The organism is Streptomyces sp. NBC_00158 (assembly GCF_045160885.1).
In the GTDB taxonomy this organism is placed as follows: Bacteria; Actinomycetota; Actinomycetes; order Streptomycetales; family Streptomycetaceae; genus Streptomyces.
The window spans coordinates 5,116,906-5,133,819 of the sequence record NZ_CP108161.1 but is presented as its reverse complement, the minus strand read 5'-3'; the positions used below and the strand labels follow the sequence as shown (position 1 = coordinate 5,133,819).

Here is a 16,914-nt window from a genome sequence, read left to right as displayed (position 1 = left end):
AGGGGCGTGACGATCACCGAACGCCCCGGCGCCGACAGGCCCTTCGACGCGGTCCTGTGCGACCTCGACAACGTCATCCGCTTCTACGACTCCAGTGGCCTGGCCGCGCTGGAGCGCCTGGCCGGCCTCCACGAGGGCACCACGGCGGCCCTGGCCTTCTCCCCCGAGCTGGACCGGCCGCTGCTGCTCGGCCGGATCACCCGGGAGCAGTGGGCGGAGTCCATAGCCGAGCGGCTCAGGGAGGACTACGCCGAGGCACGCTCGTGGGAGCTGGCCGAGGCGATGACCCGGTCCCCGTTCGCGGCGGACGAGGCGGTGGTGTCCGTACTGCGCGGGGCGCGGGCGGCCGGGCTGTCGCTGGTGCTGGTGACCAACGCCGCCCTGGACCTGGACGAGGACCTGGCGGCGATGGGCCTCACCGACCTCGCGGACCACGTGGTCAGCAGCGCCCGGGAGGGCGTGGCCAAGCCGGACCGGGAGATCTACGCGATCGCGGCCGAGCGGGCGGGCGCCGCCCCGGAGCGGTGCCTGTTCGTGGACGACCGCCGGGAGAACGTGGAGGCGGCCGAGGCCTTCGGCATGACCGGCGTCCACTACCGCAGGCCCGAGGACCTGCGCGCGGCGCTCGCCTTCCTGGACTGACCCGGACCGACCCGGACGGACACGGACGGGCACGGACCGGCCCGGACGGGCACGGACCGGCCCGGACGCGCACACGGCGGCGGCCCGGGGGTCCCCGCCCCGGGCCGCCGCCGTGCCGGACTCCGCTAGCCGTGCTTGAGGCCCAGGACCTCGGCCGCCGCGAAGGTCTCGTTCGCCGGGCGGGAGTCGTAGTGCGGGGTGAGGAGCCCGTCGAGCTCCTCGTAGGAGAAGGCCTCCTTGGCCGTGTCGAACTTCGCGGCCACCCGGGGGCGTTCCATCACGACGACGATCCCGCCGTGCACGACGAAGAGCTGCCCGTTGGCCTTGGCTGAGGCCGGCGAGGCCAGGTAGCCGACCAGCGGGGAGACGTGCTCGGGGGCGAGGGCGTCGAGCTTGCCCTCCTCCGGGACCTGGAACCCGGCGAAGACGTCCTCGGTCATCCGGGTGCGGGCGCGCGGGCAGATCGCGTTGGCCGTCACCCCGTACTTGGCCAGGGCCAGGGCGGTCGAGGTGGTGAGGCCCACGATGCCGCCCTTGGCGGCGGCGTAGTTGGGCTGGCCGGCCGAACCGCCGAGGAAGGCCTCCGAGGAGGTGTTCACGATCCGCCCGTACACCGGGCCGCCCGCCGCCTTGGACCGCTCCCGCCAGTGCGCGGCGGCGAAGTGGGTGGTGTTGAAGTGGCCCTTGAGGTGGACCCGGATGACCGAGTCCCACTCGTCCTCCGTCATCGAGAAGACCATCCGGTCGCGCAGGATGCCCGCGTTGTTGACGAGGACGTCGAGCTTGCCGAAGGAGGAGACGGCGAGGCCGACCAGTTCCCGGGCCTGTTCGAAGTCGGCCACGTCGCCCAGGTGGGCCACCGCCCGGCCGCCCGCCGCTCGGATCTCCTCGGCCACCTCCTCCGCCGGGGCGGCCGAGGCCTCGCCCGAGCCGTCGCGGCCGCTCTGCCCGAAGTCGTTGACGACGACGCTCGCGCCGAGCCGGGCGAGTTCGAGGGCCTCGGCCCGGCCGAGGCCCCGGCCGGCGCCGGTGACGATGGCGGAGAGCCCCTCAAGTGGGAGTGACATCCGTAGCGTTCCTCTCAGCGGTCGGTGAGCAGCGGTCTCAGAGTTCGATGCAGGTGCGCAGGGCGACGCCGGTGCGCATCTGGTCCAGGGCCTCGTTGATCTCGGCCAGGTTCACCCGGTGGGTGATCAGGTTCTCCAGGTCGATCCGGCCGGCCCGCCACAGCGCGACGGTCCGCTCGTAGGAGCGCAGGACGTCGCCGCCGCCGTACATCGAGGGCAGGATCTTCTTCTCGTCGAAGAACAGGGAGAACATGTTGACCTGGAAGTTGTCGTCGAGGGCGCCCGCGCCGACCACGACGACGGAGCCGCCGCGGCGGGTCATCTCGTACGCCTTCTGCGCGGTCGCGGACTTGCCGACGACCTCGAAGACGTAGTCGAAGCCCTCGCCGGCCGTGATCCGGTTCTTGGCGTCGGCGAACTCCTCCGGGGAGACCGCCTCGGTGGCCCCGAACCGCAGGGCGGCCTCGCGCCGCGAGGCGACCGGGTCGACGGCGATGATCTGGGCCGCGCCCTGGACCTTGGCGCCCTGGATGACGGAGATGCCGACGCCGCCGCAGCCGATGACGGCGACCGAGGAGCCGGCCTCCACCTTCGCGGTGTTGATGGCCGCGCCGAGGCCGGTGGTGACTCCGCAGCCGATGAGGGCGGCGATGTCGAAGGGCAGGTCGTCGGGGATGGGGACCGCGCAGGCGGCCGGGACGACCATCTCCTCGGCGAAGGTGCCGGTGCCGGCGAAGCCGAAGACGTCACTGGCCGCCCGCTTGAAGTTGGGGGTGGCGACGTTCCCGAAGGCCTCCAGGCACAGGTGGCCCTGGCCGCGCTTGCAGGCGGGGCAGTGGCCGCAGGGCGGCAGCCAGCAGACGAGGACGCGGTCGCCGACCCGGTGGGAGGTGACCCCGTCGCCGACGTCCGTGATCACGCCGGAGCCCTCGTGGCCGGGTATGAAGGGGGCGGGCTGCGGCAGTACGCCGCTCATCGCGGAGAGGTCGGAGTGGCACAGGCCGGTGGCCTTGATGCGGATCCTGACCTTGCCGGGGCCGAAGCCCACGGCCTCCATGTCGTCGACGACCTCCAGCTTGTCCTGGCCTATCTCGCTCTGCAGTGCTGCGCGCACGGTGCGGCTCCTTAGTGGGTGCTACGAGGTGCTACGAGTGTTCGACGACGGTGTCGGCGAGGACCGGCGCGTCGTCCCGGTCGGCGGCGGTCACCGAGACGAGTACGCGGCCCTCCTCCCGCCACATCCGGACGCGCAGCGTCTCCCCGGGGAAGACGATCCCGGCGAAGCGCGTGCGGTAGCCGCGGACCCGGGACACGTCGCCGCCGAGGACGGTGTCGACGACGGCCTTGAGGGTCATCCCGTACGAGCACAGGCCGTGCAGGATCGGCTTGTCGAAGCCGGCCAGTTTGGCGAACTCCGGGTCGGCGTGGAGGGGGTTCCAGTCCCCGGAGAGGCGGTAGAGCAGCGCCTGCTCCTCGCGGATGTGCCGTTCCTCGGTGCGGTCGGGGGCGCGCCGGGGCAGCTCTTCCTTGACGGAGGGTCCGCGCTCGCCGCCGAAGCCGCCTTCGCCGCGTACGAAGATCTGCGCGTCGCTGGTCCACAGCGGCCCGTCGGCGTCGGCGACCTCGGTGCGCAGCACGATCACCGCGGCCTTGCCCTTGTCGTAGAGGGCGGCGACCTTGGCGGAGGAGGTGGCGTTCCCCTTGACCGGGATGGGCCGGTGCAGCTCGATGGACTGGCCGCCGTGCAGGACGTTGGCGAGGTTGACCTCGATGCCGGGGGCGGCGAGGCCGCCGAGCATGGCCATGCCGGCTCCGGCGACGGTCGCGAAGCTGGGCAGGACGTGCAGCCTGGACTCCAGGGTGTAGCGGAGCTCGTCGGGGTCGGTGGCGAGGCTCTGCCCGTGCAGCGAGGTGCCCGCTCCGAGGCCGAGGTGGTAGAGCTGGATGTCCTTGTGGTCCCAGCCGATGTTCCCCTGTCGGGGTTCGGCGGCCAGGGCCCTCGCGGCATCGATCGGCATGGGGATGCTGCTCCTTCGGTTCCTTGGAAGACCTCGGCACGGCCGTCCGCACCGTCGGCCGCACCGAGGTCGTATGCGGAGCCGGACGCCGGGCGCGTTCTAGAACGCGTTCTAGCATCGGCTGAAGGCATGTATAACGCACGCCCCAGCACTTGGGAAGACTCCTGACTTCACGTCAGATCACCTTTGGCCGAGGCGTGTTGCCCGCCGGTGCGGAACCCGGCGGTTACGCTTCGCCGGTGGACGAAATGCCCGTGACGCACCGGCCCGCGCGCTCGCTGCGTGTCCTGCTGGAGCCGCCGGACCCGGCCCTCGCGCTGCTGCTCGGCCTCCAGCCGGACATCGAAGTGGTGGACTCCCCCGTGGCCCGGCCCGAGGTGGCCCTGGTGGAGGAGGTCGCCGCGGTGACCGCCCTGCTCGCCGAGGACCCCGAGTGCCGGGTCCTGGTCACCGCCCGTTCCGCCCACCCCGGCCTGCCGGAGGCGGCCCTGGCGGCGGGCGCGGTGGGACTGGTCCTGCGGGACGGCCCCGTCGACGACCTCGCGGACTGCCTGCGCCGGGCCTCCATGGGCGAGACGGTGATCGACCCCGCGCTAGCGGGGCCGTAGGCGCACGGGCACGCGTACGGCCCTCCGCCGGCGTCGGCGGAGGGCCTCGGGACGCCCCGGCGGGGCTCAGCCCGCGGGCTTCGTCCAGTCGTCGACGGTCCGCGACGGGTCCAGCGCCACCGGCAGCCGCTCCAGCCCCCGGAAGGCGGGGAACGGACCCTTCAGCCAGTCGCCGCCGTGCGCCGACGGCATCGCCAGCACCATGTCCGGGAAGCGGTCCAGCAGCGCCGTCAGGCAGATCTCCAGCTCCAGCCGGGCCAGCGGCGCGCCCAGGCAGTAGTGCGCCCCGTAGCCGAAGCCGAGGTGGTTGCCCTGGAGCCCCTCGCGGGTGACGTCCAGCTTGTCCGGCTCGGGGAACTTCTCCGGGTCGCGGTTCGCGGACGCGAGGGCGATCTGCACGACCGCGCCCCGCGGAATGGGAGTCCCGCCGATTTCCAGGTCCTCCAGCGCGTAACGGAAGGTGGAGGTTTCCACCGACCCCTCGAAACGGACCATTTCCTCGATCGCCTGCGGCAGGAGTTCCCGGTTCTCCTGGACGGCCTTCAGCTGCTCCGGATTGGTCAGCAGGCTGTACACGCAATTGCCGATCTGGAGGGTGGTCGTCTTGTGCCCGGCGAAGAGCAGCACCCAGATCATCGAGACGAGTTCGTCGTCCGTCAGCGGTTCCTCGTCGTGCGGGATCTCCGCCAGCAGGCTCAGGAAGTCGTCGGTGGGGTTCTCGCGGGTGCGGTGGATCAGGCCCGTGAAGTAGTCGCGCAGCCAGTGCTCGGCCTCGACCAGCTCGTGCTTGAGGTCCCGGCTGAACCGCGAGCGGGTGACCTGGGCGAACCACTTGAGCACCTCGACGCGCTCGTCGCCGACGATGCCGAGCAGCTCGCAGATGACCATGACGGGCAGCGGCAGGGCGAAGGCCGCCATCAGGTCGACGGGCTCGTCCGTCGGGCACCGGTCCAGCAGCCCGTCCACCAGCTCCTGGATGTGCGGGCGCAGGTCCTTGACGTGGCGCGGGGTGAAGGCGGTCTTGGCGATGTGGCGCAGCCGGGTGTGCCGGGGCGGGTCCGCGAACAGGAGGTTGTCGTCGAGCGCCTCGCACGCGTCCCCGAAGAGGGCGTGGTAGGTGTCGATGGCCTCGTGCATGTCCTTGCCGATGCGGTGGTCGGCGAGGACGGCGTGGGCGTCCTCGTACCGGGTGACGAGGTAGGTGTCGACCCCGTGGCCGGGGGTCAGCCGGGCGATCGGGGCCTGTTCGCGCAGCGACCGGTAGACGGGATAGGGGCACTGCCGGTATTCCGGCGTGCCCTTCGTCACCGCGGCCACCGCGTCTTCGAGCGCGGGTCCGTCCCCCACTGCCACCGTCGGTTCAGTCGTCACGCGCCCATACCTCTCGGGTAACCCGGAATTGACAGTCGGCTCCTTTCCCTGGGCCGAATGAACGCAAAACCGCGTTGACCCGTTCGGAGCCGAATCCTCCCCCTCGGGAATGTCCGGGCGCCGCCGGGTCGGGCCCGCCCTAAGGTGTGCGCTGATCCGCTGATCCCCTTCCGCGGCCCGAAGAGAGGGAATGCGCGCATGCCGGAATACGGTGCCGGCGGTTTCACCGCCAGTGGTGCGTCACTGACCGGTTCCCGTTCCCCGGCCCCGGAGGACGAGGACGACGGCAGCCGGGCGGTGATCGACGTCCACCACCACTTCTGCGCCCCGCAGTGGCGGGAGTGGGGTGAGGCGGAGGGGCTGGTGAACCCGCGGGCGCTGCCGCCGTGGGCCCACTGGGACGCGGAGTCCGCGCTCGCGCTGATGGACCGGGCCGGGATCGCCACGGCCGTGCTCAAGCCGATGCTGCCCGCGCGGTACGAGAGCTCCGCGCAGCTGCGGGAGGCCATCACGGTGACGCTGCGGGCGGCGGTGGAGGCCGCCGAGGCCCACCCGGGGCGGTTCTTCTTCCACGTCCCGCTGTTCCTGGACGACCTGGAGGTCTCCTCCTGGGCGCTGCGGCACGGGCTGGACGAGCTGGGCGCGGTCGGGGTGAACATCACCGCCAACTACGGCGGGGTGTACCTGGGGGACCCCGCGTACGACGGGATCTTCGCCGAACTGGACGACCGCTCCGCGGTGGTCGACACCCACCCCCACAACCTCCCGGCCCTGCCGGCTGGGGCCGGGGGGCCGGGCGGGGGCCGTCCCGGCGGAGCCGGAGAGCCGGGGTCCTCGCCGGGCGTCGGCGCGGACGCGGGGGCAGCCGGCATGCCGGGCGCGGGCCGCCCGGGCGAAGGCGGCGGGCCGGGCGGCACCGCCGGGGCCCGGGGGCACGAGGCGCCCGGGCACGCCGGGAGGCAGGGCGCGGCCGGAGGACCCGGCGCCGGAGGGCCGCACCCTGCGGCCGACGGGCCGGGGGCCGCGGGGGCGCCCCGTGCCTCCGCGGCCGGCGGGCCGGGGGCGGGGGGGCCGCCCGGGGTGACCGTGCCGGGGCTGCCGAACTTCCTGTGCGACTTCCTCCTCGACACCACCCGCGCCGCCGCCAACATGATCCGCAACCGGACCCTGGACCGCTTCCCGAACCTGTCGGTGATCCTCCCCCACGGCGGCGGGTTCCTCCCGCACATCGCGACCCGGCTGGAGGCCTTCGCGGGCTCCTTCGACCCCCCGGTCGAGCCCGCGGTGGTCCGGGACCACCTGCACCGCTTCTACTACGACACCGCCGGCCCCATGTCCCCGGCCGGGACCCTGCTGGCGACCGTGGACCCCGCCCGGATCCTGTTCGGCAGCGACTGGCCCGCCTGCCCCGCCGACATGGTCGCGGACGTCGCCGTCCCCGCGCTGGCCGCGGACCCGGCCCTGACGCCCGCCCTGCGCCGGGCCGTCAACCGGGAGAACGCGCTGCGCCTGATGCCCCGGCTCGTGCCCGCGTAAGGGGTGCCTCGCCGACCGGGCCGGTACTCGGCCCGGGGAGCCCCCTCACGCGTGAGCTACCTCCGCAGCAGGGTCACCACCGCCGCGCCGCCCAGGCCGATGTTGTGCGCGAGGCCGACGCGGGCGCCGGGGACCTGGCGGGCGCCCGCCTCGCCGCGCAGCTGCCACACCAGTTCCGCCGCCTGCGCGAGCCCCGTCGCCCCGAGCGGGTGGCCCTTGGAGATCAGGCCGCCCGAGGGGTTGACCACCCACCGCCCGCCGTACGTGGTCGCGCCGCTCTCCACGAGCTTGCCGGAGGCCCCGTCCGCGCACATCCCGAGGGCCTCGTACGTCAGCAGTTCGTTGACGGAGAAGCAGTCGTGGAGTTCGACGACGTCGACGTCCTCGATGCCGAGCCCGGAGTCCTCGTACGCCTTGCGGCCCGCCGCGGCCGTCATCGGCTTGCCGACGACGTCGATGCAGGAGCCGCCGAAGCTCTCGGCGGTGTCCGTCGTCATCGCCTGGGCGACGATCTCGACGGCCTTGTCGTGCAGCCCGTGCGCCACGACGAACCGTTCGGAGACGACGACGGCCGCCGCGGCCCCGTCGGAGGTGGGCGAGCACTGGAGCTTGGTCAGCGGGTCGTGGATGGTCTTGGCCGCGAGGACCTCCTCGACCGTGTACACGTCCTGGAACTGCGCGTTCGGGTTGTTCGCGGAGTGCCGGTGGTTCTTGGCGCCGACCGCCGCCAGCTGGGCGGGAGTGGTCCCGTACCGCTCCATGTGCTCGCGGGCCGCGTTGCCGAAGATCTGCGCGGTGGGCGGGGACGTCTCGAAGCCGTGCGCGGCCGCCATGATCCCGTAGTGCCGGGCCACCGGGGAGGTGGCGAAGTCTCCCCCGTCGGCCCCGCCGCCCAGCGCGCCGCGCTTCATCTTCTCGAAGCCGACGGCGAGCACGCAGTCGGCCAGGCCGCCCTGGACGAACTGCCGCGCCATCATCAGGGCCGTGGAGCCCGTCGCGCAGTTGTTGTTGACGTTGTAGACGGGCACGCCGGTCAGGCCCAGTTCGTACGCCGCCCGCTGCCCGGCGGTGGAGGGCTGGAAGCAGTAGCCGACGGGCACCTGCTCGACGAGCCCGTAGTCCACGCCCGCGTCGGCGAGCGCCGCGCCGCCGGCCTCCTTGACCATGTCCCAGTACTGCCAGTCCCGGGACTCCGGCTTCTCGAACTTCGTCATGCCGACGCCCACGATGTACGACTTCATGTCCGTTGACTCCTAGTCCCTGGGGAGGCCGAGGATCCGCTCGGCGACGACGTTGAGCTGGACCTGCGTGGTGCCCCCGGCGATGGTCAGGCAGCGGGACATGAGCGTCCCGTGGACCGCCCGCTCCCCCGCGCCCTCGCACACCGCGCCCGCCGGGCCGAGCAGTTCGAGGGCCAGTTCGGCGGTCCGCTGCTGGTGGGGGGTCTGCACCAGCTTGCGTACGGACGCGCCCGCGCCCGGCTCCAGCCCGGACACCTGCTGGAGGGTGGTGCGCAGACCGATGCAGGCGAGGGCGTGCGCCTCGGCGGCGAGGGCGCCGATGCGGGCCCGGCAGGCGTCGTCGAGTGCGGCGGAGCGGGCGATGAGCGCCTCCAGGCCGGTGTCGAAGGTCATCTGGTCGGCCATGTGGACGCGTTCGTTGCCGAGGGTGTTGCGGGCTACCTTCCACCCGCCGTCGGCGGCCCCGACCAGGGCGTCGGCCGGGAGCACGGCGTCCTCGAACCACACCTCGTTGAAGAGGGCTTCGCCAGTGATCTCCTTCAGCGGGCGGATCTCGATGCCCGGGGTGTTCTTCATGTCGACGACGAAGTAGCCGAGTCCCTTGTGCTTGGGCGCGGCCGGGTCCGTGCGGGCCAGCAGGATCCCGAAGTCTGCGGTGTGCGCGGAACTCGTCCACACCTTCTGCCCGTTGACCTTCCAGGAGCCGTCGGCGGTGCGCTCGGCGCGGGTCCGCAGGGAGGCGAGGTCGGAGCCGGCGCCCGGTTCGGAGAAGAGCTGGCACCAGGTGGTGTCCCCGCGCAGGGTCGGCAGTACGTGGGCGGCGCGCTGCTCGTCGGTGCCGTAGGCGAGCAGCGAGGGTACGACCCAGGTGGCGATGCCGAGGTCGGCGATCCTGACCCCGGCCTCCTTCAGCTCCTGCTGGACGACGAGCTGTTCGACGGGTCCGGCGCCGATTCCGTAGGGCGGCGGGAGGTAGGGGGCCGCGTACCCGGTGGGGGCCAGTGCGCGGCGGGCGGCGGCCGGGTCGAGGCCGCGGGCCGCCGCGATGGCGGTGCGGGCGGCCGCCCGGTGGGCCTCGGCCTCCGGCGGGAGTTCGAGGCGCAGCTCGCGCCGGGCTCCGGCCGCGGCGAGGCGTACGGCGTGGAGGCGGTGGGTGTCGCCGGGGCCGAGGAGCTGGCGGGCGACGAGGGCGCGGCGCAGGTAGAGGTGGGCGTCGTGCTCCCAGGTGAAGCCGATGCCGCCGAGGATCTGGATGCAGTCCTTGGCGCAGGACCAGGCGGCGTCGAGTGCGGTCGCGGCGGCGAGGGCGGCGGCGAGCGAGCGGGCGGCGGGCTCCTCGTCCGCGCTGTTGGCGGCGTCCCAGGCGAGGGCGCGAGCCTGTTCGAGGCGGACGAGCATGTCGGCGCAGAGGTGTTTGACGCCCTGGAAGCGGCCGATGGGGCTGCCGAACTGCTCGCGGGTCTTGGCGTACTCGGCGGCGGTGTGGAGCGCCCAGGCGGCGGTGCCGCAGGCGTCGGCGGCGAACAGGGTGCGGGCCAGGTCCTCGACGAGGGCGGGGTCCAGTTCCAGGAGCCGGCCGGGCGGGACGGTGACGGCCCGTGCGCGGACCTCGGCGGTGGGGCGGGTGGGGTCGGCGCTCTCGTGGGCGCGGATCTCCAGCGCGGCGGCGTCCACGGCGTACCAGCGGGTTCCGTCGTCCGCCCGGGCGGCGAGCAGTACGAGGTCGGCCTCGGCGGCGCCGAGTACGGGCGGCGCGAGCCCGTCCAGCCGCCATCCGCCCCCTTCGGCGGCGACGGCGGTGACGCCGCCCGGCCCGAGGGCGACGGCCCCGACGCGCGCGTCGAGGGGTTCGGCCCCGGCCCGGTCCAGGAGTACGGAGGCCAGTGCGCTGGGCAGGAAGGGCCCGGGCAGCGCCGCCCGGGCGGCCTCCTCCACGACGACGGCCAGGTCCAGCAGGGTCCCGCCCTCCAGGTGCGGCGCGAGCAGCCCGGACGCGGCCAGGCCGTCCCAGTAGCCGGGCCTCGTACCCGCCTGCGGCGGGGCGTCGAGCAGCTTGCGCACCTCCTCGGGCGGTACGGCCCGCGCCACCCAGCCGCGCACGGCGTCGGCCAACTCCCGCTGCTCTTGCGTGATTCCGATGCCCATGCGCGGCAGACTAGAACACGTTTCAATCTGACGGAAGGTCAGAAACGGTCTCTTCTCCGTACGCCCCTTGCGGCGCGGGCCGGGGGTGCGGTGGGCTGTCTCCATGAGCCCGGACCGCCCCGACTGCCCGCGCTGCGGAAGAACGCTGACGCCGCTGGGCGTCACGCACCGCCGCAACCGCTGGGGCGGGGCGCCGCCGTCGCCGAGGCCCGAACAGTGGTGGAGCTGCACCGGCTGCGACTGGCTGGGCTTCCGCCGCGGACCGGACCTGCCGCTGCGCCCGATGCGGCGCCTGGAGGGGGACGAGGGGACCTGCGTCTTCTGCGGCGAGGAGGACTCCAACGCGGCCGGCGAGACCTGGCGGACCGAAGCCGGCGAACTCCGCGACTGGCTGGTCTGCCTGACCTGCGGCACGAGCAACCCGCGCCGCCTCGGGCCTCCCGACGGGAGCTGAACCCGCCCCCGGCCGAAGGGGTCGGGCGTGCGACTGCCCCGGGCACGCGGGCGGAGCGGGCGACCGCTCCGGCCCGCGTCCCGACGGACCCGGCCCCGCCCGGCGGGCGTCCGCGAACGCCGGCGCCGACGCCGGCCCGGCCCGTCAGCCGGCCGGCACGGCCGCGAGTGCGGCGCGGGCGATCGCCTCGGCCTCGGACCGGCACTCGGGCGGCCCGGCGGGCGACTCGGTCCCGCTCCCGCTCGACCCGCTCCCGGCCTGCCCGCTCTCACCCGGATCGCCGCCGCTCCACACGGAGAGCCTGAGGTTCCCGTCACGGACCACGAGTTCGCAGCTGTCCTTCCACAGCGTCTCGTCGCCGAGCCCCACCTCCGTCTGCGCCACCGACCGCACGGCCGCCGCCACCGTCCGCCGGTCCGAGGCGAGCCGCTTCCGCTGCTCCTCCGACCCGTCCCGGCCGCCCTCGCCGTCGAGCTTCAGGGACCATTCCGCGATCACGCGGGGCTTCCCCGCGCCGAACCAGTAGCAGCGCACCGAGGTGGTGGGGCCTGCCCCGCGCGCCGGCAGGACGGTGTCCAGCGTCGGCGCCCGGTCCACCCCGGCCGGCAGCGGCAGCTTGGCGCCCGCGTCGTCGCAGCGGCTCAGCTTCGTGTGCACCGCCTCGCCCCACCACCCGCCGGGCTGCTTCCCGTACGCCCACACGCCGGCACCGGCCGCCACCAGCGCGAGGGCCGCCACCAGCGGCACGGCCACGCGCAGCGCGCTCCGGCCCGGGGACCGCCCGCGCGCCCCGGGAGCCGGGGCGCCGACGGTGACGGGCGCCTCCTCCGGCAGCGTCACGAGGGCGGGCCCGGCGGCACCCCGCGGAGCCGAAGCCCGCGCCCGCACCGGCTCCGGCTCCGGCTCCGGCTCCGGCTCGGCCACGAGCGTCACCGGGTCCGCGTCCCGCGGCGGGACCGGAGCCGCGGCCGGCACGGCGGGCCGGGGCGCGGCGGGCGCCGGCGCCTCCGGCTCGGCCGGCCGGACCGCCGCCCCGGACGTGGCCCCGGCGGCGGCGCCCAGCAACCCGTCGATGGCCACGGCCTGCTCGGCGATCATCCGGTGCACCGCCGGAGGCCACGGCAGGCGCCCCGCCGGGGCCACCGGCCCGAGGAGGCCCAGCAGCTCCGCCGGGGTCGGCCGGGCGGCCGGGTCCTTGGCCAGGCAGCGCTCCACGGCCACCCGCAGCCCCACCGGGACCGCGCCCAGGTCCGGCTCCGCGTGGACCACGTCGTACAGGGTCATGAGCGTCGACGACCCCGCGAACGGGTTGCGCCCCGTGACGGCCAGGAACAGCACCGAACCCAGCGAGAACACGTCGCTCGCCGGGGTCAGTTCCCGGCCCTCCGCCTGCTCCGGCGACATGAACGGCGGCGAGCCGATCACCAGGCCCGTGTGCGTCAGCCGGGTGTCGGCCCCGCTGTCGGCGGCCCGCGCGATGCCCAGGTCGATGACCCGGACCCCGTCCTCGGCGAGCAGGACGTTCTCGGGCTTCAGGTCCCGGTGGACCAGGCCCGCCCGGTGGATCTCCGCGAGGGCCGACGCCAGCCCGGCCGCGAGGCGGCGTACGGTCTCCTCGGGTAGCGCCCCGGCCTCCGCGACGGCCGCCCCCAGCGAGGGGCCCGAGACGAACACCGAGGCCAGCCAGGGGGTCCGCGCGTCGGCGTCGGCCTCCATCACGGCCGCCGTATAGGCCCCGGACACCCTCCGGGACGCGGCGACCTCCCGCCGGAACCGGGCCCGGAAGCCCTCGTCGTCGGCGAACCGGGCGAGGACCTGTTTGACGGCGACCAGCCGCCCGTCCGGCCCGGCACCGAGCAGCACCCGGCCCATCCCGCCCTCGCCGAGCACCCCCAGCACCCGGAACGGCCCCACGTAAGACGGCCCCGACGGCCCTAACGGCTCCATGCCTCCCCCGCCCTCTCCGGACACGGGAGGGGATCATACAGAGCCCCCAACTCCCGCCGCCGGTACGGGGAGCGCGTACCGGACCGCCAGTGCGGCTACCGCCCCGGCCACCGCCGCCCGCAGCTCCGGCGGGCCCAGGACCTCCGCCTCCGCGCCCAGTCGCAGCAGGTCCCCCACCGCGACGGCCTGCGACTCCACCGGCAGCTCCACCTCCGTCCAGCCGTCCCCGTCCGGCGGCCCGGCCCCCTCCAGCGCCCGCACGCCCGGCGCCCCGAACTGCATCGGCAGCAGCCTCCGCCCGCGCGGCGAGACCCGCAGCCGGGCCACGCCCTGAAGGAGGGCCGCCTCCAGCCGGCGGGAGGACTCCGCCCAGTACGCCGCCAGTTCGAAGCCGGCCGGCCGCTCGAAGCCCTCCCCCGTCTCCCGCAGCGACAGCAACCGCGACACCCGGTAGGTGCGTACGCCCTCACCCGCCGGCGCCGCCACCAGGTACCAGATGCCGCCCTTGAGGACGACGCCCAGCGGGTGCAGCTCCCGCTGCCGGAGCTCGCCCGACCAGCGCCGGTACTCCGCCCGCACCGCCCGCTGCTCCCACACCGCCGCCGCCACCGCGGCCAGGTGCGGCACCGGATCGGCGTCCCGGAACCAGGCGGGCGCGTCCAGGTGGAACCGGTCCCGCACGAGCCGCGCCCGGTCCGCCGGTCCGGCCGGCAGCGCCGCCTGGAGCTTCAGCTGCGCGGTGGCCAGCACCGAGCCCAGCCCCAGCTCCCGTGCCGGCCCCGGCGCCCCGGCCAGGAACAGCGAGGCCGCCTCCGCGTCGGTGAGCCCGGTCAGCCGCGTGCGGTAGCCGTCCATCAGCCGGTACCCGCCCGCGGGCCCCCGGTCGGCGCGGACGGGGACGCCGGACGCGCCGAGCGCCTCGACGTCCCGGTACACCGTACGGACGGACACCTCCAGCTCCGCCGCCAGCTCCGGAGCCGTCATCCGGCCGCGGTTCTGGAGCAGCAGGAGCAGGGAGAGAAGCCGGTCGGCACGCATGGGCCCATTGTGGCCGCGGTACCTGACAAGAGGTGTCAGGTACCGCGTCCAGGCTGGTCACAGCACGGGGAAAGCCCCGCGCGACCCGTCGAGAGGACCCCCATGCCCACCCGCACCGCCACCGGCCACTTCACCTTCGCCGACTGGGAGGAGCGTCCCGCCGGGCCGGCCGACGCGCTGCCCCGGCTGGCGCAGGCCACGGTCACCAACACCTTCTCCGGCGGCATCGAGGCCGCGGGCACCCTCTGCGCCTACACGATCGCGTACCTGACGGCGACGACCGGCTCCTACTCCGGCACGGAGCTGCTCACCGGCAGCCTCGACGGCGTCGAGGGCGGCTTCGCGCTGGCGGAGCGCGGCACCTTCCGCGAGGACGGCACCACCCACTGCTCCTTCGAGGTGGTCCCCGGCTCCGGCACGGGCGAGCTGACCGGCCTGCGCGGCGCCGGCACCTTCCTCGCCCGGCACGGCGAGCCGTCCGTCGCCTACACCTTCGAGTACGACCTGGGCTGAGCGCCCCGAACGGCCCAGCGGACGAAGCCGGTCGGGCGAACGCCGCCCCCCGCCCGGCCCGCGCCCCACAACCGGGCGGGCCGACGGCCGTTGGGCCGGTCATGGCTCACCTCAACCTCGCCCGCGCCCTGTCCGGCGCCGCCCTGGCCCTCGCCATCGGCCTCGCCGCCGCCCCCGTCGCCCAGGCCGCCCCCGCCGCCACCGCCCGCCCGGCCCCCGGCACCCAGGCGGGCCCGCTCGGCCTGGACAACCTGCTCTCCCTGCGCTTCCTCACGCCCACCGTCCAGGACGCGAAGCGCCAGGCCTCCGGCCTCCTCACCGGCCTCTCACCGGCCCCGGCGAGCTCCACCGCCCTCGGCGGCCTCCTCAAGTAGCCGGGAAGGGGCCCCGGCATGGTGCCCTACCGGGCGGTAGGGCACCATGGGCCGCCACACCCGCTCACCGCCGGAGGAACACCCATGGCAGCCGCCGCCCCCAAGCCGGAGACCCTCGCCGCCTTCGAGGCGGCCAAGGGGTTCATGCCCGTACGCGAGGGCCTCGCCCTGTACGAGGCTGCCGCCGAGGCCGCCGCCCTCGGGCTGCCGCTGCTGGAGGTCGGCACGTACTGCGGGCGTTCCACGATCCTGCTGGCCGACGCGGCCCGCGAGGCGGGCGTCGCCGCGATCACGGTCGACCACCACCGCGGCAGCGAGGAGCAGCAGCCCGGGTGGGAGTACCACGACCCGAGCGTCGTGGACCCGGAGGTCGGGCTGATGGACACCCTTCCGACCTTCCGCCGCACCCTGCACCGGGCCGGTCTGGAGGAGCACGTCATCGCGGCCGTCGGCCGGTCCCCGCAGGTCGCCGCGGCCTGGGGCGGCAAGCTCGGCTTCGTCTTCATCGACGGCGGCCACACCGACGAGCACGCCACCGGCGACTACGAGGGCTGGGCCCCGCACGTCGCGACGGGCGGCACGCTCGTGATCCACGACGTGTTCCCGGACCCGACCGACGGCGGACAGGCCCCGTACCGGATCTACCTGCGCGCGCTGGCCTCCGGCGCCTTCGAGGAGGTCTCGGTGACGGACTCCCTGCGCGTGCTCCGGCGCACCGGCGAGGGCATCTAGGGCGGTCCGGGCGTACCGGACCCACCCGGCGGGCCATAAGACGACAATCACACCACGCCCCCGGATGGCCCATGGTCCGTACGGGGCCCGGGCGGGCGTTCTAGCATCGCGACGTGCGCTACGACGACAGCCCCCCGCTTCCCGAGTCCCGGTCCTCGATCAGCCCGGACCGGCCCTGGTTCGCGCGCCGGCCCGCCCTCACGGTGGCGCTGGCGGCGCTCGCCCCGACCTGCCTGGCCGGCTGGGTGCTGACCCAGGTCCTGACCGGCTCCGAGCCCGGCGAGCGGCAGCCCGAGGGCATGCCGCTCACCGCCTCGCACACGACGGCGGGGTCGGACGCCAAGTCCAGCGCCTCCCCGAGCCCCGCCCAAGGCACCGCCGCGAGCCCCGGCGCCCCCGCCGCCCAGCCCGCGGCCCCCGCCCCCGCCCCCGCCCCCGCGAAGGGCCCCCTCACGGGCCGGACCGTGGTCATCGACCCCGGCCACAACACGGGCAACTTCCAGCACTCCGCCGAGATCAACAAGCAGGTGGACATCGGCACCAACCGCAAGGAGTGCGACACCACCGGCACCACCACCAACTCCGGTTACATGGAGGCGGAGTTCTCCCTCGACGTCTCCCGCCGGGCGCGGACCCTGCTGGAGGCCAAGGGCGCCAAGGTGGTCTTCACCCACGAGGCCGACCGCCCGTGGGGGCCCTGCATCAACGAGCGCGCCCGGATCGGGAACGAGGCGGCGGCCGACGCCGTCGTCTCCGTGCACGCCGACGGCGCCTCCGCCGGCAACCGGGGCTTCCACGTCATCCTCCCGGCCCGGGTCAAGGGCGGCGCCGCGGACACCTCGAAGATCGTCGGCCCCTCCCGCGACCTCGGCGAACGCATCGCGAGCAACTTCGGCCGGACCACCGGCTCCTCCCCCGCCAACTACCTCGGCAGCGGCACCGGACTCGTGGTCCGCGACGACCTGGGCGGCCTCAACCTCTCCACCCGGCCCAAGGTGTTCCTCGAATGCGGCAACATGCGTGACGACAAGGACGCGGCGCAGCTGATGAGTCCGCAGTGGCGGCAGAAGGCGGCGCAGGGCATCGCGGACGGCATCACCGGCTTCCTGGGCGGGTAGTTCAACCTTCAGGCGTCCCGGGGCGGCTCGCCGCCCCGGTCCTCTCGGCCGCGCGGAGCTCCGTACCATGGGGGCGCCCGCTCCGCCCCAGCCAAGACCGAGAAGGACAC

General features: G+C 74.7%; 16 protein-coding genes. 8 read left to right on the top strand and 8 right to left on the bottom strand.

The window, feature by feature from the left end; genetic code table 11:
• The first annotated feature begins 6 nt into the window (after positions 1-6).
• On the top strand, positions 7-642 hold the full coding sequence (locus OG553_RS23645; RefSeq protein ID WP_405980894.1) for an HAD-IA family hydrolase: 636 nt from the start codon (positions 7-9) through the stop codon (positions 640-642).
• Between the two features lie 125 nt (positions 643-767).
• On the opposite strand, the gene OG553_RS23640 is transcribed toward OG553_RS23645, so the two are convergent.
• Genes OG553_RS23640 through OG553_RS23630 form a run of 3 tightly spaced genes read right to left on the bottom strand, consistent with a single transcriptional unit; the run spans position 768 to position 3,727 of the window.
• On the bottom strand, positions 768-1,709 hold the full coding sequence (locus tag OG553_RS23640) for a 3-oxoacyl-ACP reductase (protein WP_405980893.1): 942 nt from the start codon (positions 1,707-1,709) through the stop codon (positions 768-770).
• A gap of 37 nt (positions 1,710-1,746) precedes the next feature.
• A complete protein-coding gene (locus OG553_RS23635) occupies positions 1,747-2,823 on the bottom strand; it encodes a Zn-dependent alcohol dehydrogenase (protein ID WP_405980892.1) in 1,077 nt (358 codons plus the stop codon).
• A 31-nt stretch (positions 2,824-2,854) separates the two neighbouring features.
• The gene (locus tag OG553_RS23630; protein ID WP_405980891.1) at positions 2,855-3,727 is read right to left on the bottom strand and encodes a MaoC/PaaZ C-terminal domain-containing protein; all 873 of its coding nucleotides are present in this window, start codon (positions 3,725-3,727) and stop codon (positions 2,855-2,857) included.
• 248 nt (positions 3,728-3,975) lie between these two features.
• Here OG553_RS23630 and OG553_RS23625 point away from each other — a divergent pair, with 248 nt between their 5' ends.
• Positions 3,976-4,335: a DNA-binding response regulator gene (locus OG553_RS23625; protein ID WP_405983118.1), complete on the top strand. Its 360-nt coding sequence runs from the start codon at positions 3,976-3,978 to the stop codon at positions 4,333-4,335.
• A 66-nt stretch (positions 4,336-4,401) separates the two neighbouring features.
• Here OG553_RS23625 and OG553_RS23620 read toward each other — a convergent pair whose 3' ends face one another.
• Entirely contained in the window at positions 4,402-5,706 is a 1,305-nt protein-coding gene (locus OG553_RS23620; RefSeq protein WP_405980890.1) for a cytochrome P450, read from the bottom strand.
• 198 nt (positions 5,707-5,904) lie between these two features.
• On the opposite strand from OG553_RS23620, the gene OG553_RS23615 reads away from it, so the two are divergent.
• A complete protein-coding gene (locus OG553_RS23615; RefSeq protein ID WP_405980889.1) occupies positions 5,905-7,242 on the top strand; it encodes an amidohydrolase family protein in 1,338 nt (445 codons plus the stop codon).
• 56 nt (positions 7,243-7,298) lie between these two features.
• On the opposite strand, the gene OG553_RS23610 is transcribed toward OG553_RS23615, so the two are convergent.
• Positions 7,299-8,483, bottom strand: a complete 1,185-nt coding sequence (locus OG553_RS23610) for a lipid-transfer protein (protein ID WP_405980888.1) — start codon at positions 8,481-8,483, stop codon at positions 7,299-7,301.
• Positions 8,484-8,495: 12 nt separating this feature from the next.
• Positions 8,496-10,628: an acyl-CoA dehydrogenase gene (locus OG553_RS23605; protein ID WP_405980887.1), complete on the bottom strand. Its 2,133-nt coding sequence runs from the start codon at positions 10,626-10,628 to the stop codon at positions 8,496-8,498.
• A 103-nt stretch (positions 10,629-10,731) separates the two neighbouring features.
• On the opposite strand from OG553_RS23605, the gene OG553_RS23600 reads away from it, so the two are divergent.
• Positions 10,732-11,082: a hypothetical protein gene (locus tag OG553_RS23600; protein ID WP_405980886.1), complete on the top strand. Its 351-nt coding sequence runs from the start codon at positions 10,732-10,734 to the stop codon at positions 11,080-11,082.
• A 144-nt stretch (positions 11,083-11,226) separates the two neighbouring features.
• Here the strand turns inward: OG553_RS23600 and OG553_RS23595 are convergent, their stop codons facing one another.
• Positions 11,227-12,996 carry a serine/threonine-protein kinase gene (locus OG553_RS23595; protein WP_405980885.1) on the bottom strand — a complete coding sequence of 590 codons (1,770 nt, stop codon included), beginning with the start codon at positions 12,994-12,996 and terminating at the stop codon, positions 11,227-11,229.
• A 66-nt stretch (positions 12,997-13,062) separates the two neighbouring features.
• A complete protein-coding gene (locus OG553_RS23590; RefSeq protein ID WP_405980884.1) occupies positions 13,063-14,067 on the bottom strand; it encodes a helix-turn-helix transcriptional regulator in 1,005 nt (334 codons plus the stop codon).
• Positions 14,068-14,169: 102 nt separating this feature from the next.
• Here OG553_RS23590 and OG553_RS23585 point away from each other — a divergent pair, with 102 nt between their 5' ends.
• From OG553_RS23585 to OG553_RS23570, 4 genes are all read left to right on the top strand, one after another.
• Positions 14,170-14,580, top strand: a complete 411-nt coding sequence (locus OG553_RS23585) for a DUF3224 domain-containing protein (RefSeq protein WP_405980883.1) — start codon at positions 14,170-14,172, stop codon at positions 14,578-14,580.
• 101 nt (positions 14,581-14,681) lie between these two features.
• On the top strand, positions 14,682-14,954 hold the full coding sequence (locus OG553_RS23580; protein ID WP_405980882.1) for a hypothetical protein: 273 nt from the start codon (positions 14,682-14,684) through the stop codon (positions 14,952-14,954).
• Between the two features lie 84 nt (positions 14,955-15,038).
• The gene (locus OG553_RS23575; protein ID WP_405980881.1) at positions 15,039-15,686 is read left to right on the top strand and encodes a class I SAM-dependent methyltransferase; all 648 of its coding nucleotides are present in this window, start codon (positions 15,039-15,041) and stop codon (positions 15,684-15,686) included.
• 113 nt (positions 15,687-15,799) lie between these two features.
• Positions 15,800-16,804 (top strand): N-acetylmuramoyl-L-alanine amidase, encoded by a 1,005-nt coding sequence (locus OG553_RS23570; protein WP_405980880.1) that lies wholly within the window; start codon positions 15,800-15,802, stop codon positions 16,802-16,804.
• Positions 16,805-16,914: the final 110 nt, after the last annotated feature.